Consider the following 15,493-nt stretch of genomic DNA (forward strand, 5'->3'; position numbering starts at 1 on the left):
AAACTAATATTACTTATTTTCATTCTAGAATGCAAGTCTTTTGAATTATTTTTTTATAAAAGTCAAAATTGGTTAAATAAGTCTCTCCTTCTTAACAACTTGTCCTGCACTATTTTTGTTATAATAGTAAATAAACGAGAGGAGAATTCTATGTCCACAAAAAAATATAGTGTATTAACGATTTTATTTTATGCAGCTGCTTTTTTCTCGCCTGCTTTCTTACCCGCAACTAATCAAGTATTTGCCACGATGATTGCGTATCTTTTAGGAGCAGCTGTCTTAATTATCTTATATTTACAACAAAATGAATGGCTATCTTTCGAAAGAAAAGAAAGCAATTGGTTAAAAGTCATTGCATTTGGATTAGGCGGAATTTTTGTAGCCATCTTTTTACAAAATATCGTCTTACAAATCGAACAATTATTTGGACAAGAGGTTGCTTCTGAAAATACGCAAAATATTATTCAAATTGTTTTACAGCAACCTCTTTTTGCCATTGCGGTGATGATTGGTGGACCTATCATGGAAGAATTTGTCTTCCGTCGTGCTATCACTGGTTTTCTTGAAAAATATCTGAATGTGTGGTTAGCAATTAGTATCAGCTCGTTCTTATTTGCACTCATTCATCAAGATGGGCATTTGTTATTGTATTTCGCCTTAGGATTTTTCTTTAGTCTACTCTATTACAACACTGGAAAAATCTGGACTTCTATTTTAGCGCATGTGGGGATGAATACCTTAGTTGTTATTGCCAATATACTTTTACAATCAATAGAACTTCCCAAATAAAAAAACCGTCTAGCTTCAACACTAGACGGTTTTTTTATAGTTCTTCTCCATTCGTTGCAATAACGTTTTGGTACCAATCAAATGATTTTTTCTTACTGCGAGCTAACGTTCCTTGACCTTCGTTGTCTTTATCAACATAAATAAAGCCATAGCGTTTTTTCATTTCCCCAGTTCCCGCAGAAACTAAATCGATAAACCCCCAAGGTGTGTACCCCAGCAAATCAATTCCGTCGTATTCCACAGCTTCCTTCATCGCTTCAATATGAGCTTTCAAGTAAGCAATCCGGTAGTCGTCTTCTACTCGATTCGTTACAGAATCGATTTCGTCAATTGCACCAAAGCCATTTTCAACAATAAACAATGGGCGTTCATAGCGTTCATTAAACCAATTCATCGCATAACGCAAGCCCATTGGATCAATTTGCCAGCCCCAATCAGAAGCCTCTACATTCGGGTTTCGCACCAAATCACGAGCTTCATCATAATCAAAGGTTGGTGCTTTCCTGCTGTCTTTAATCGCAAATGACATGTAATAACTAAAACCAATATAGTCAACTGTGCCTTTTTTCAATAAGTCTAAGTCTTCTTTTGTTCGGTCTAATTGATACTCTTTGCGTTCAAAATAAGCATCGATATAACTTGGATATTCGCCTTTACAATGAACATCCGTGAACCAATAACGACGTTGCATGGCTACTGTTGCGGCCATCATATCTTTTGGTGCGCAAGAATATGGATAGATTGGCACCATTGCAATCATGCAGCCAATTTGAAAATCAGGATTGATTCGATGACCAATTTCAACAGCTTTCGCACTAGCAACTAATTCGTAATGTGCCGCTTGATACATAATTTTTTCTCGGTCTTCGCCTTCAACATATTTCAAACCTGAATTTGTGAACGGCGCAAAGTCTTCTACATAATTTGCTTGGTTATTAATTTCGTTAAATGTCATCCAGTAGTTTACTTTATTTTGATAGCGTGTAAAACAAACTTCTGCAAAACGTGCAAAGAAATCAATCACTTTCCGATTACGCCACCCACCATATTCTGTAACTAAGTGATACGGCATTTCGAAATGCGACAATGTGATGACTGGTTCAATGCCATATTTTAGACATTCATCGAATAAATCATCATAAAATTGTAATCCAGCTTCATTAGGTTCTATTTCATCCCCTTTAGGAAAAATTCTTGTCCAAGCAATCGATGTTCGAAAACATTTTAATCCTAATTCTGCAAATAACTTCACGTCTTCTTTGTAATGATGGTAAAATTGAATGGCTTCATGGTTAGGATAATTTTCGCCTGCCAACACGCCATCGGTAATTCGACGGGGAACGCCATGTTTTCCTACAGTCATCACATCAGCCACACTAATACCCTTGCCGCCTTCTTGCCAACCACCTTCTAATTGATGGGCAGCCACTGCGCCACCCCATAAGAAATCTTTTCTTAACATACTTATACACCCTTTTCCTTTAATTAAATTTCTTCGCCACGTTCTTGTGCTACATTAATTTGATCCATTTTTCTTGCAAATGGGAAATAAATGAAAAAGCCAATTGTTAAAACGATTAACTGAAGTAACGCTGCTTGCCAACCACTAATTAAAAAGCCTGAAATCACAGGTGGCGTTGTCCATGGTACTTGAATAGCTGTAAACAAGGGGACTAATCCAGTGTATAGAGCAAAATAAGTAATAATACTAGAAACAACTGGCGTTAAAATAAATGGTACAACCATAATTGGATTCATCACAATTGGTGTAGCAAAAACAATTGGTTCATTAATTCCGAAAAAAGCTGGCGCTAGTGACAAGCGACCTAATTGTCGGTATTGAGCAGAACGTGCAAATACCGCCATAAACATCACTAAACCAATCGTCATTCCCGCACCCGTCACATTGATAAATTGGTCATAAAATTGTTGTGTCACAATATGTCCACCATTTGCTAACGTCAATTCTTTTCCAGAATTTAAAATTTCTGAGTTCGCCAATGAGTTTGCTTGTAAAATTGGTCCCATGATTCCACCAACAATTGTTGAACCATGAACTCCGAAAAACCAAAGAAATGGCGTTAAAAAACCAATCATTAAGGCGCCGCCTAAAGAATCAGTCACACCTTGCATTGGACTTTGAATCACTGCATAAATCCATTCAATTACGGTGGTCTTCATGAAAACATCAAACAAAGCATATACAATCATCGCGACAGTAATTAACGCGGCTGCTGGAATTAATGCTGTAAACGAATTAGCAACATTTGCCGGAACTTGTTCAGGAAGTTTAATTCGAATATCTCGTTTTAAGAACCATGAATAACCCCAACCAACAAAAAGACCGACTAAAATAGCACTAATCATTCCTTGACCACTTGTCCAGTTTTTATCGATTACATTACCAATTGTCACTCCTGCTTCTGCATCGGTTACAGTTGAACGCATTGTCAATAAATAAACAACTAATCCAATCATACCGGCTGGTAAGCCTTCAAACCCTTCATTTTTAACGTAAGAGTAAGCAATTCCCATGACAGCAAAAATGGACATAATGGCAAATGAAGCCCCGTATGCTTGGTCAAAATACACACCTAAACCAGAATCTCTTACCCAATCAGCAACCGCTGTAACTGGAAAATTAGAAAGCAATAAGAAAATTGAGCCTACGATAGTGAAGGGCATCGTATATAACATCCCATTACGTAAAGCTGTGATTGCTTTGGTATTAACAAATTTTAAAATCGGAGGTAATACTCTTTCATTCATAAAATCGTTCATTGTCATTTCTCCTATTCGTTCATTTTACTTATAATAATTGCTTGTAAATCTGTTGTTACTATTATCCAACAAAGTATTCGCTTACATCCCTTAATATAAACAAAAAATTTTTGAAAAAAAAGTAGTTACCAGAAATTTGAAACATGTTTCAATAAAAAAAACAGATTCCTCTCTTCATTCGGAATCTGTTTTTTTAGCAAGATAAATTTTATGACTGGCTTGTTGGGCTAAAACTTCCAAAAGCGTAATAACAGGAACTTGTGTGGTAATATTTAAGTCGTCTCTTCTACCATAAAAGACTTCCGGCATATAATACGATAAATTATAATCTGAAAAACGAGCAATGGTTGAATGCTCATCATTGGTAATACTTAAAATTGTTCCGCCGTATTGTTTAAATTCTTTTATTTGGTCTAAAACTTCTGGTGTTTCTCCAGATACCGACAGAGCAATGACTAACGTGTTCGTTTGCAACCGAGGAGAAACTGGAGCAAAAGCATCTGTTAAGCTGTAACAATTCAAACCAACATTCATGAAATAACGACTACCATACATGCCTAAAATGCCACTAGTGCCAATCCCTGTAAAAATAATATGATTCGCTGCAACAATCATATCAATGGCGATCTCTAGGATTTTACGATAACTTTCTTGGTTCACACGTTTTAAAAAAGTATCGATTTGAGAAGTTTCATGATAAAAATAATCCAGATTATACAACGTATCTGTTTCAATTTTTTGTTTAATAACATATTTCAACTCAGAGAATCCGGCTAAATTTAGCTTGTGACACACACGAACAATAGTTGCCGTCGAAACGTGACATACCGCAGACAATTCACGAATCGACATTTCTACTACAACTTCTCTATGTTTTAAAATATAATCATAAACCAGCATTTCTAACTCGTTTAAGGTCCTCACTTTTTCGTTATCAAACATCTCAACTATCCTTTCTGAACAAAAAAGAAGAGCCTCGCGCCCTTCTTTTAAATGACAAATAATTCTGTTGCTTTACTTGGATCGGTATCATAAACATGCACGGTTTCACCTACACCTAGTCCGTGTTCATATAAGATATTTTCCATAGTCATATGAGCCAATTCTTTCAAATTATTTTCACGACTTAAATGTCCTAAATAAATCCGTTTCGTGTTATCGGTTAGAATATCAGTCATCACTAATGCCCCGTCTTCATTCGATAGGTGCCCTCGATCACCTAAGATTCGTTGTTTTAAGTTCCACGGATACGCACCCATTCGTAACATTTCCAGATCATGATTGCTTTCCATTAAATACGCATCTGCTCCACGAATCGTGCCGCGTAGATAATCACTACAATAACCCGTGTCTGTTAGGATGACAAATGATTTCCCGTTTTTATAAAAACGATAGAATTGAGGAGCAGCCGCATCATGAGATACCCCAAAACTTTCGATATCCATATCACCAAAAGTTAAGATTTTCCCCATTTCAAAAATATGTTGCTGTTCCACTGCGACATTACCGATTAAAGGTGACATTGCTTGCCACGTTTTTTCATTCGCATAGACATCCAATTTGTATTTTCTAGCCAGAACACCGACTCCATGAATATGATCGCGATGCTCATGAGTAACCAAAATAGCATCTAATTCTTCTGGTTTTCGTCCGACTTCACCTAACAATGAAGTAATTTTTTTACCGCTTAGACCAGCATCTACCAAGATTTTTTTCTTCTCGGTTTCAATAAACAACGAGTTTCCTGAACTTCCACTTGCTAAGATGCTAATTTGAAATGCGTTTTGTTTCTCCATTGCCTGTGACTTCCTCTCTAAATTTAAACATTGAATCTATTATACCCATCTTTTTACGTATTTTCTACTGTGCGAACTGTAGTATTTGTGATAATACGATTTGTTAAAGCATTAACGCGCTCAATTTGAACCGTCTCATCTGGGGTTTCAATCGCAACAAACCAAGCTGGAACATAAACATTTTTCCCACGAACTTTAAGCGTCAACGTATAGGCAAGCTGTTGCCACTTCAAAGTGGAATTGCTTGGAATTTTATTATTGATATATAACGTATTGACCGCATCGTCTTCTGAATATAATGTCATTGCTTCACGGAGTGGTGTTAAATTATCCACATGCGTTTGTGTATAACTCACCACGGTTAAGGAGTCTTCTTCTTTTCTTACTGTGATTCCTAAGCGACTAGAATCATCATTAATTGGAATTCCTTCATACGCTTGAGCAGCAAAGAGTTCAACATAATCACCGTCTACTCTATCCCATTCTGAAATATACGTATATTCATTTTGAAACATTAAATTCTTGCTTCGTTCAAAGTAATTGTGTATAGTATCTGTCATTCGACCATTATTACGTAGGTACGCGCCGTCATTGACGACATGCGTTAACACCGTTCCTTCAGTTGTCGTTTGGCCATTAACAAGTTCTGGATGAGCGCTGTTTGCGCGTTCTTTTTCTATGAGTTGATCCATATTTGTGGGTTCGCCGCTTAAATAATAGCCGAGAATTTTTTCTTCTGAAAAACCACCCGCTGATTGAATATTCTCAGAAGCTAACCGTTGTTCAATTGGAATTTTTTGATTCGAACGAGAGACAATATTTTGCTCAGAGCGTGCTTCTCGATAAATACTGACTAAAAATATATTTACCCCCAGAAAAGCTAGGAAAAAAATCCATTCGATTCGTTTAAAATCCATTTGTCTCCTCGCTTTCTTCTAAATACGCTAGTAACTGTTCATAGCTATACCAAGTGTTTTCATACTGAATGTACCAATTCGGTTCTAAATCAATGACGCCTGTATCTTGTATATTTTTCCAACCATATCCAATGACAATCATATTTAGTTTTTCGTACTCCGCCCCATGTAAATACAAGTTTTGGACTACTTCATAACTGGAAGGCAAGGTAATTTCTCGCTCTGACGGAATCGGTACTTGAATCGTATTTAAATTGGCTTTAATTTCGATATTTTTTTGATTCACTTGACCGTTTTCACTAAAACGAACAGTGATTTTCCCTTCCGCTCTATCACTAAAAACAGGAAATCCCTCAACAAAAATACGGTAATCAATGATATTTTTCGATTGATCGAATAAACGTAATGAGCCGTAATTTGTCCCTAATCCACGAATATAATTATAACTAGTGGTATAGATATCAAATTGATGATCCGTACGAACAACACTACGAAAATCGATTTGTTGCTGCTCTTGTTGGATTGTCATTGATTCTGTCCCATCGTAAAAATTCAAATTAGCTGTTCCATCATTACTGCGCACGTTTTTAGGATTAGTAAAGAATGAATCTCGAAATACCGTATAAGGACGCGTCGAAGAAATGTAGCTATACATCTTCAGTTTCACTGGTTCAACGGTGTAATATTGGTACGAGCTGTAGCCTGGGTCACGAAATACCGCCACCCATTCTGCAGCATTATTCTTAATTGTATGTTTAAATTCATTCATTCCTGATAAAACTTTCGCTTCTAAAACAGTCAATTTATTCCGATTTAAAAATCGAATCTTTTCTTTTTTGAAATCAATTTGAATACGTAAAAATTCCGTCTCTTGTTCCATTTCCTCTGACATTGGCAAGGTAATATGGAAAGTATCTAAATAGGAACTCATCGGCATCGCTGCTGCATATGCTAACTCAACGCCTTCATCTAATTGCGTTTGGGTAGCAAAATCTTCGGCAGAGTCATACTTTTTTATATGCGCTGTTTCAAACTGTGCATTTGCGATATCTGTTTGGAATTTTTTTACTAAACTTTCGGTATTGGTTTCATCAATTGTTTCCTGGTCAATGCGTGTTAAACGTAACGGCAGAAAAACCTCTGATGCATCTTTAACGTTTAATTCCGTACGCGCATCTGTCTCGACTTCATTGACTAATGTCGTATCTTTGGTTGCTGGACTCCACCATATCAGATAAGACAAATAAAAACTTAACGCAATCATCGTACATAAGCCAAAGCGTACCATTCTTTCTGTAATTTTCATTCCCACCAATCCTCCTCGTAAGGTTCATATGGTAAGCTGATAAAGAACGTTGAACCAACATTTTCACGACTTTCTGCCCAAATAGTTCCACCATGTGCTTTAAGCACTTCACGAGAGATTGCTAAACCAAGCCCCGTTCCCCCTTGTTTTCTAGCACGCGCTTTGTCTACACGATAGAAACGATCGAAAATTTTTGTTAAATCTTTCTTCGGAATTCCCAAGCCTTGATCCGTCACGCTTAAAATAATATTGTTATGCGTCTCTACTAAACGAACAGTGATAATCCCACCATCAGGCGAGTATTTAATAGCATTGTTCATAATATTATCGATTACTTGAATCATGCGGTCCGTGTCCACTTCTAACCATAACTCACGCTTGGTAAACTCACGACGAATGATATAACTCTTTTCATGATTATTAACCATCATATCAAAACGATCCAAGACGAAATGGACTAATTCTTTAAAATTAATAAATTCCAATTGTAGACCAGAATTCCCACTGTCCATCCGCGAAAGATTTAATAAGTCATTAATCATCCGAATCATACGATCTGTTTCATCTAATGTTACTTTTAAGAAATTGGGTGCAATCTCCGGGTCCTGCCATGCGCCTTCATTTAATGCCTCAATGTAACTACGCATACTCGTTAGCGGCGTGCGCAATTCATGAGAAACATTTGAGACAAACTCTCGACGTTCTTGTTCTGTTTTTTCTTGCTCAGTAACATCATGTAACACCGCTACTAAACCAGAAATAAACCCTGATTCCCGGCGAATCATTGAGAAATCGACACGTAAGATTAAAGCCTCTAAATTAGGATCATTTGAAGGGCGGTCCAATAAAATTTCATTTGGATTTTCCAATAATTTACGCAATGTATAATCTTCTTCCATTTCAAATAACGTTAGAATCGATTGCCCGATTGCTTCTTCTTGTTTGACATTCAATAACGATAACGCCATTTCGTTGATGGTGATAACTTTGCCTCGTCGGTCAGTCGCAACGACGCCGTCAGTCATATGCGCTAATACGCTATTTAATCGATTGCGTTCAGACTCCATCGCTTCTTGTGTTTCTTCAATTCTTTCGGCTAGTTGATTGAATGTTTCGGCTAATTGACCTAGCTCGTCACGACCTTTAACCTCTACTTTGTGACTATAATCTCCCTTAGCAATCCGCAATGCTTGTTCTCGCATTTCGCCAATGGGTTGCGTAATAGAACGTGCAATCAAGACCGCCACTAGCATAGAAATCATCGCCGCAATCACTGATGCCGTTACAAAGATAAACGCAATGTTATTAATTTCATTGTACTTTTGTTCTAAATTACTTTTCACATATAAGACACCAATGACCGTATCACCAGCAGACTGAATGACCTGAACATTAATCTGCACACGATCACCTGTGGAATCATCAATCGCTGTAATATTTTTATTCGCAAAATCATTGATATACGGATCTTCATTTTTCTTACCAATCGAATTACGGTCACTGACATTTGTCGTTGCTCGAATGATGCTTTTTTGATCGACGACTTTCATCTCAACAATGTCTGGTGAATCACTATTATCTAAGACTCGTTGGATTTCACTATCCACTTGTTGACTATTTGTTCCTTCTTGACCTAAATAATTGCCTAACGTACCTGCGAGCGTTTCAACTTGAGAATTCATCCCTGTTTTAAAACTCTCGATCGTTGAGCGTTCCAATCCGCGAATAAAATACGCCCCGATAATCTCGATTGAAATTAACAAAATCAAGATAAATGTCAGGGCGATTTTAAAGTTCACTGATTGAAAAAAGCGAACTTTATTCTTCATACATTCTTACTCCTGTTCCGGATTACGTAGGTAATATCCTACACCGCGGCGAGTAACTAAATAGTTTGGATGACTTGGGTTGTCTTCAATTTTTTCACGTAAACGACGAACTGTTACATCCACTGTACGCACGTCACCAAAATAATCATAGCCCCACACTGTTTGTAATAGATGTTCGCGAGTCATTACTTGACCAATATGTTTGGCTAAATAATGTAATAGTTCAAATTCACGATGTGTTAATTCAATAGCTGAACCATATTTTGTTACCATATACGCATCGGGATGAATCGTTAAATCGCCAATTGACAACTCTGTGTTAACAGGTTCTTCCACTTCTTTACCAGCAGAAGAGCCACGACGCAAGTTTGCTTTGACGCGAGCAACTAGCTCACGATTCGAAAATGGTTTCGTGACATAATCATCGGCACCCAATTCTAAACCTAATACTTTATCGATTTCAGAATCTTTGGCAGTTACCATAATGATTGGCATATCATACGTTTTACGAACCTCACGTGCTACTTCTAAACCATCCATTTTAGGTAACATTAAATCCAATAAAATCAAATCTGGTTCTATTTCGTTCACTTTTTCAAGCGCTTCTTCCCCATCGTATGCGGTGTATACTTCATAACCTTCCTTAGTAAGATTAAACTTAACAATATCTGAGATCGGTTTCTCATCATCTACGACTAATATTTTTTTCACAAAAAAGTCACCTCGTTTTTAATTATTATGCGCTCACATCTTGACTATCGTGTCTATTATACATGATTTTGCGCATGGTTTCATTAAAACACCTTTTGATAATAGTTTTCTAAAGTTTTTCTTACTAAAAAAACAGACTCATAAAATTTGAGTCTGTTAATAATTAGTCTAATAATTGTACCCCAATTCCTAGAAGTCCTGGTCCTGTATGTACCACTAACGCAGGAGAAATTGGCCCAAATAAAATCGATTCGGCATTGGGAAAGGTTTGTTTAACTAAATCATGTAACCATTTACCTTCCTCTATGGCATCTCCTTGGGCAATTGCCAAACGAAAAGATGGTCGATCGTCAACAAATTCTTTCACTAGTTTGACCATATTCTCTAAACTTTTTTTGCGCCCACGAGTTTTAGCAACGGTATGATAGACACCTTCTTCGTTACAAGAAATCGTCGGATTTAATTTTAAGGCCGTCCCAATAAGTGAAGCAACTAAACCAATCCGGCCACCCTTTTGCAAATATTCTAACGTTGCAACATTGAAATAGACTTTAGATTCTTTGACTTTTTTCTCTAATTGCAGAATCAACGCTTCCCATTCCATTCCTTGAGCGATTAATTCGGCTGCATGAATTGCTTGTAGACCAGCGCCGATTCCAATACTTTTTGTATCTAAGACAAAGACTTCGGTTTCTTGTTCTTGACCTAATAACCGTAAAATATTATAGGTCCCACTTAAGCCACTTGAAATAGTAACCGCAATTACTTTCTGATAGCCTTGCGCTTTGATTTCATCAAAAATTTCTTGAATAGCTTTCCCATCAGGTAAAGAGGTAGTTGGCACCTCTTCTTTCAAACGTGTATATACTTGCTCAGGTGTAATATCAATTTTATCTGTATACGTACGTTCTTTATAAATAATTTTTAACGGAATCATAAACATTCCATACTTGTCAATTATTTCTTGTGGAACATCTGTACCTGAATCTACCAGTAAGGCAATTTTTTCTTTAGTCATGGCTTTCTCCTTTTTCTAAATACTGACTTTCTATTTCAATTACGTTTTCAGCAAATAATTTATTTGCAAACGAAACGGTTGCGGCTTTAACTGCCAAATATTCTACTGCAATTTTTTGTGGCTCTTGATGTTCAAGTTGCCCCATGGCTTGTAAGCATACATGCTGCACAGCTGTTTCTTGCTCTTCACAAAAAAGATTATATGCATTACGAATACCAACAGCTTTTCCTTGAAACAAGATGCCATTTTTAATTTCTGGAATGGTTAGCACCTGTTTTAGCAATGTAATTGCTATTAAAAACGCAACATGTCGACGCGTATAACGTTTTTTTTCAGGCGGTGGGATCATGCCTTTTTTCACATAATTATTTACCATTGAAGAGGTTAGAAGGGTATGTTTATCAATCCGAATGACTGGTGACAAATAACGATCTACCAATGTAATGACTTGATCCATATATAAATCTAATTCTGGCAATTCATCCCAACGTGGCAAATGAAAATCGGCCAGTGATTCACCCCATTCATAAATATCCGCTTGTAGCTTGTCCAAAAAAATGCACCTCTTTTTGAAATTCATTAAATATGTTTTATATAATCATTATATCTAGTTTTCAGAACTAGGTAAAGCAAAAAAATTGTCTGCCAACGGGGAATCGGCAGACGTAGGAGTAAAAATGAAAAAGTGTTAGGGTTGTTTTATTGGTATGTACAAATAATAATCACTAAATATGAATAAATAATGAATGAAAATCTTCCATCTTGTAAATTTTTTCTTATAAAAAAGTAAGGAAAAAATACTATTGCGTCCTAAAAAAATTACGCGTATGATAAAAAGAAAATTAAAAAAGGAGAAGACTATGTCGATTCAATTAAAAAAAGGCACGTTAACAGACTTAAAAACTTTACAAGAAATTAGTTTTGAAACCTTTAGTGACACGTTTGCCAAACAAAATTCGCCTGAAAATATGAAAGCTTATCTAGATCATGCGTATACAGATGAGAAATTAACCAATGAATTACAAACACCTCATTCTACCTTTTTCTTTTTATACAAAAATGAAGAACTTGCTGGATATTTAAAAATCAATACCGATGATGCCCAAACTGAAGCTATTGCCAACAACGCCTTAGAAATTGAGCGGTTATATATTCGCATGTCCCATAAACGTCAAGGCTTAGGTCGCTATCTTATTGACCAAGCAATCCAAATGGCGTTAGAACAAAGGAAAGACACCGTTTGGCTTGGCGTGTGGGAACACAACCAACCTGCACGAGCTTTTTATCAGACAATGGGCTTTGTACGCCAAGGTCAACACTCATTTTTTATGGGGGAAGACCAGCAAACCGACTTTATTATGGTAAAGAAATTAACAGACTAACGATTAAAGAGGACCCGAGTGCAGGTCCTCTTTTTATTTCATTAAAAAACATTTAACGCTTTTTCCAAATCGGCAATCAAATCAGCAACGTGTTCAATTCCGACAGAAATACGTAATAAATCCGGGGTTAAGCCGTATGACTCACGTAACTCTTGCGGAATATCTGCATGTGTTTGCGTCGTAGGATACGTGATTAAACTTTCAACGCCACCTAAACTTTCAGCAAAAGAGAACACTTCTAACGCTTGTAAAAAATCACTAATTTTATTTTCATCAGCGACACGAATGCTAATCATAGCCCCAATGCCTACGTATAAAACATCTTTGATTGCTGGATGTTTTTTCAATACTTCAACGATTGCTTGCGCATTTTTTTCTTGTTGATTAAAACGGACTTCTAATGTTTTTAAACTACGAACAAATAACCAGCTGTCAAAAGCACTCAATGTTGGTCCTGTTGTGTTTGCTAGCCAAGCTAGTTTCTCACCCAACACAGGGTCTTTTGCAACGACGACACCAGCTAAAATATCATTATGCCCAGATAAATATTTCGTTCCTGAATGAATGACTACATCCGCTCCTTCTTCTAAAGGACGCTGGCGTAATGGCGTTAAGAAAGTATTATCAACAATTAAAAGAGCTTCGTGTTCTTTGGAAATCGTTGCTACTTCTCGAATAGAAACTTCATTCATTAATGGATTCGTTGGCGTCTCTAAGAACACACCATCTATTTCTTTGGTCATTTTTGCTTTAAAATTATCTAAATCTGTAAAATAATCAAACGTTGCGATACCTTTTGACTCAAGGTCATCAAAGTAACGGAAACTACCACCATATAAATCTCTAGAAACTAAAAATTTACTTCCTACTGAAAAATAATTAAACACTAATTGAATCGCACTCATTCCAGAACTGGTCACTACTGCTTGAGTACCTGCTTCTAATTTTGCTAGTCCTTCTTCTAAAACATCGCGTGTAGGGTTTTTCGTACGGATATAATCATATCCTGTACTTTGGCCTAAACCCGGATGCGCATAAGTTGTTGATAAAAAAATCGGCGCACTGATAGAACCGTTTTGCAAATCTGTGCGATTCCCTAGTTGTACTAAATTTGTTGCTAATTGTTTTTCAGTCATATCTTTCCCTCCTAAAATAAAAAAAAATCGTCCCTTTGTAAAAGCAATTGCTTTTTACAAAGGGACGAATAAATTCGCGTTACCACCCTAATTTATACCATTCTCACAAATGATACCTCGACGATTCCTGTTGAAATCCGGCGATATAACGGTCGCATCCGCATAAATAGCGTGAACTATTTACAAACTTAGAGCTCATCTTCACTTTGCTCTTCAGTCCCCTTTCGCACCAAACCGGGTTCTCTTAACTGAATCCTTAAGTTACTCTTCTCGTCAACGTTTTAAACTATGAGAATTAAATTAGATTATGACGATAGTATAGACTGCAAGATGAGAAAATGTCAATAACCTTTTTGATTTTTATCCATAACCGAAATGTTCATTAATAAAATAATGTACACGAAAAATTGATTTCTTACTAGGGATATTTTCCCAATAAAGAATCTTCTCTTGATCGAACGACACCTGCTCATATTCTCGATCCATAATCACCAAGTCCGTTTGTGGTGTAATGGTACCTGTGACAGTCACATCCATATCAATCCCTTGGAAGGCGCGGCGCTTAATCATTTCTAACCCTTCCTCTCCAAATACTGATAAAATACAAATAGATATTGGTTTACGTTCTTGTTCGATATATTGACTAATGAGAAAACGATAATTATCCAACAAAAATGCTTGATTTTTACGCAAAATTTTATTCTTATTCGTGAGTTGATTCACAATAAATTCAACTCGTTGATTCATTTCAGGTGGAAGAAATACCGAAGCACTAATATCAATGCCACTTAATGTACCTGCGCCTTGAAACGTAAGAGCTTTGATGTGTTTATGAATCAGATTTGCGTAGAGTAATCCATAATTTTTTGCTGAAATTTTTACAGGAAATTCTTGATAAAACAGGCGAAACCATTGATTGGTTACTTCTGCTGTTTTTAATTCATGAGTCTGACAATAAAAAAGCATGTCACTAATATTTTTATTATCCGTTAGATGATATTCTTGCGCAAACACAAAAATATACGCGTACGCAATTTCTGCTTTCATTTGTTCACGCGTTAGATTACGAAAAAATAAGGAACACGCAGGATGCAAAAAATTGAGTAAATACTTAAAATGCCAACTATCTTGTAAGATTTCATGTTTTAAAATTGTTGGTGAAACCAAATGACCTTGTTTGATACGTGTCAGAATAATTGCTAAATCATACGATAGCTTCTCTTTTTCAACCAAACTTAATTTTCTTCCGCGAATATATTCAATTGGTTTAATTAAAAAATTTACTACTCTTTGCGACACTGTTAAAAAAGGCCAGATTGTTCCACTATAGGCGTACCAAAAAAATTCAGAATAAAAAAAACGTAATTGTTGCTCATTTCCCGAAATGGATGCTTTCTTGTTTGTCACAAAGCGCAAATCAAATTGCGCTAAAACTTCATTTAAACCATATAATTTTTTATAAAGTGTGTTGTAAGAGACAAAATGCGCCTCCGAAAATTGACGCAAATGAATGGATTCTGAATGAAAAATTTCAATCATCGCCTGATACTGCAAACTTTCATTTAAATAATGTAATAAAATTTGATGCAATGAAAATTTCGCTTTTGCCACTAAATATGCGGTTGTTTTTCTTGTTATAACAGTGGCTTCGGTTACCTGCCATTCATCAAATTTTTCTTTAATCTCTTCCAAATCTCGCATAATCGTTGGACGTGAAGCATTTAAACGCTGACTTAAATCATCAAATGTCACACCATGTTCTTTGTTCAACATAATCAAAATGTCCACTTTTCTTCTTGAGTTGCTATCTAAAAACTTCTTCATGATT

At 36.3% G+C, this 15,493-nt stretch carries 14 protein-coding genes and 1 other annotated feature; of the genes, 2 read left to right on the top strand and 12 right to left on the bottom strand.

Features of this window, described 5'->3' with window-relative positions:
- The first annotated feature begins 150 nt into the window (after positions 1-150).
- Positions 151-789: a CPBP family intramembrane glutamic endopeptidase gene (locus tag AC4BC7_RS07660; RefSeq protein ID WP_490504301.1), complete on the top strand. Its 639-nt coding sequence runs from the start codon at positions 151-153 to the stop codon at positions 787-789.
- Between the two features lie 34 nt (positions 790-823).
- On the opposite strand, the gene AC4BC7_RS07665 is transcribed toward AC4BC7_RS07660, so the two are convergent.
- From AC4BC7_RS07665 to AC4BC7_RS07710, 10 genes are all read right to left on the bottom strand, one after another.
- Entirely contained in the window at positions 824-2,251 is a 1,428-nt protein-coding gene (locus AC4BC7_RS07665) for a 6-phospho-beta-glucosidase (protein ID WP_490504302.1), read from the bottom strand.
- Between the two features lie 23 nt (positions 2,252-2,274).
- Positions 2,275-3,570 carry a PTS sugar transporter subunit IIC gene (locus tag AC4BC7_RS07670; RefSeq protein WP_490504303.1) on the bottom strand — a complete coding sequence of 432 codons (1,296 nt, stop codon included), beginning with the start codon at positions 3,568-3,570 and terminating at the stop codon, positions 2,275-2,277.
- A gap of 174 nt (positions 3,571-3,744) precedes the next feature.
- Positions 3,745-4,512, bottom strand: coding sequence for a MurR/RpiR family transcriptional regulator (locus tag AC4BC7_RS07675; RefSeq protein WP_490504304.1), 768 nt, complete (start codon positions 4,510-4,512; stop codon positions 3,745-3,747).
- Between the two features lie 47 nt (positions 4,513-4,559).
- A complete protein-coding gene (locus AC4BC7_RS07680) occupies positions 4,560-5,366 on the bottom strand; it encodes an MBL fold metallo-hydrolase (protein ID WP_207941346.1) in 807 nt (268 codons plus the stop codon).
- 53 nt (positions 5,367-5,419) lie between these two features.
- Positions 5,420-6,283, bottom strand: coding sequence for a two-component system regulatory protein YycI (locus AC4BC7_RS07685; RefSeq protein WP_490504305.1), 864 nt, complete (start codon positions 6,281-6,283; stop codon positions 5,420-5,422).
- Positions 6,273-7,589: a YycH family regulatory protein gene (locus AC4BC7_RS07690; protein WP_207941350.1), complete on the bottom strand. Its 1,317-nt coding sequence runs from the start codon at positions 7,587-7,589 to the stop codon at positions 6,273-6,275. Before AC4BC7_RS07690 ends, AC4BC7_RS07685 begins: the two co-directional genes overlap by 11 nt.
- Entirely contained in the window at positions 7,586-9,418 is a 1,833-nt protein-coding gene (gene walK, locus AC4BC7_RS07695) for a cell wall metabolism sensor histidine kinase WalK (RefSeq protein WP_207941352.1), read from the bottom strand. Before walK ends, AC4BC7_RS07690 begins: the two co-directional genes overlap by 4 nt.
- A gap of 6 nt (positions 9,419-9,424) precedes the next feature.
- Entirely contained in the window at positions 9,425-10,129 is a 705-nt protein-coding gene (yycF, locus tag AC4BC7_RS07700) for a response regulator YycF (protein WP_016174435.1), read from the bottom strand.
- A 163-nt stretch (positions 10,130-10,292) separates the two neighbouring features.
- Entirely contained in the window at positions 10,293-11,147 is an 855-nt protein-coding gene (locus AC4BC7_RS07705) for a DegV family protein (protein WP_490504306.1), read from the bottom strand.
- Positions 11,140-11,700 (bottom strand): DUF1836 domain-containing protein, encoded by a 561-nt coding sequence (locus AC4BC7_RS07710; protein ID WP_207941356.1) that lies wholly within the window; start codon positions 11,698-11,700, stop codon positions 11,140-11,142. The genes AC4BC7_RS07705 and AC4BC7_RS07710 overlap by 8 nt, the downstream gene beginning before the upstream one ends.
- Positions 11,701-12,007: 307 nt before the next feature.
- Here AC4BC7_RS07710 and paiA point away from each other — a divergent pair, with 307 nt between their 5' ends.
- The gene (gene paiA, locus AC4BC7_RS07715) at positions 12,008-12,529 is read left to right on the top strand and encodes a spermidine/spermine N(1)-acetyltransferase (protein WP_207941357.1); all 522 of its coding nucleotides are present in this window, start codon (positions 12,008-12,010) and stop codon (positions 12,527-12,529) included.
- A 41-nt stretch (positions 12,530-12,570) separates the two neighbouring features.
- Here paiA and AC4BC7_RS07720 read toward each other — a convergent pair whose 3' ends face one another.
- A complete protein-coding gene (locus tag AC4BC7_RS07720) occupies positions 12,571-13,665 on the bottom strand; it encodes an aminotransferase class I/II-fold pyridoxal phosphate-dependent enzyme (protein ID WP_207941358.1) in 1,095 nt (364 codons plus the stop codon).
- A 57-nt stretch (positions 13,666-13,722) separates the two neighbouring features.
- Positions 13,723-13,951 (bottom strand) — a binding site (T-box leader).
- A 74-nt stretch (positions 13,952-14,025) separates the two neighbouring features.
- Positions 14,026-15,489 carry an AcpB/EbpR/MafR family transcriptional regulator gene (locus AC4BC7_RS07725; RefSeq protein ID WP_490504307.1) on the bottom strand — a complete coding sequence of 488 codons (1,464 nt, stop codon included), beginning with the start codon at positions 15,487-15,489 and terminating at the stop codon, positions 14,026-14,028.
- Positions 15,490-15,493 lie beyond the last annotated feature (4 nt).

It is taken from the genome of Enterococcus sp. AMC1623, from assembly GCF_058216495.1.

Coding starts and splice junctions, on each gene's coding strand:
- AC4BC7_RS07660 (WP_490504301.1), top strand. CDS start 151: ATGTCCACAAAAAAATATAGTGTATTAACGATTTTATTTTATGCAGCT.
- AC4BC7_RS07665 (WP_490504302.1), bottom strand. CDS start 2,251: ATGTTAAGAAAAGATTTCTTATGGGGTGGCGCAGTGGCTGCCCATCAA.
- AC4BC7_RS07670 (WP_490504303.1), bottom strand. CDS start 3,570: ATGAACGATTTTATGAATGAAAGAGTATTACCTCCGATTTTAAAATTT.
- AC4BC7_RS07675 (WP_490504304.1), bottom strand. CDS start 4,512: ATGTTTGATAACGAAAAAGTGAGGACCTTAAACGAGTTAGAAATGCTG.
- AC4BC7_RS07680 (WP_207941346.1), bottom strand. CDS start 5,366: ATGGAGAAACAAAACGCATTTCAAATTAGCATCTTAGCAAGTGGAAGT.
- AC4BC7_RS07685 (WP_490504305.1), bottom strand. CDS start 6,283: ATGGATTTTAAACGAATCGAATGGATTTTTTTCCTAGCTTTTCTGGGG.
- AC4BC7_RS07690 (WP_207941350.1), bottom strand. CDS start 7,589: ATGAAAATTACAGAAAGAATGGTACGCTTTGGCTTATGTACGATGATT.
- walK (WP_207941352.1), bottom strand. CDS start 9,418: ATGAAGAATAAAGTTCGCTTTTTTCAATCAGTGAACTTTAAAATCGCC.
- AC4BC7_RS07705 (WP_490504306.1), bottom strand. CDS start 11,147: ATGACTAAAGAAAAAATTGCCTTACTGGTAGATTCAGGTACAGATGTT.
- paiA (WP_207941357.1), top strand. CDS start 12,008: ATGTCGATTCAATTAAAAAAAGGCACGTTAACAGACTTAAAAACTTTA.
- AC4BC7_RS07720 (WP_207941358.1), bottom strand. CDS start 13,665: ATGACTGAAAAACAATTAGCAACAAATTTAGTACAACTAGGGAATCGC.
- AC4BC7_RS07725 (WP_490504307.1), bottom strand. CDS start 15,489: ATGAAGAAGTTTTTAGATAGCAACTCAAGAAGAAAAGTGGACATTTTG.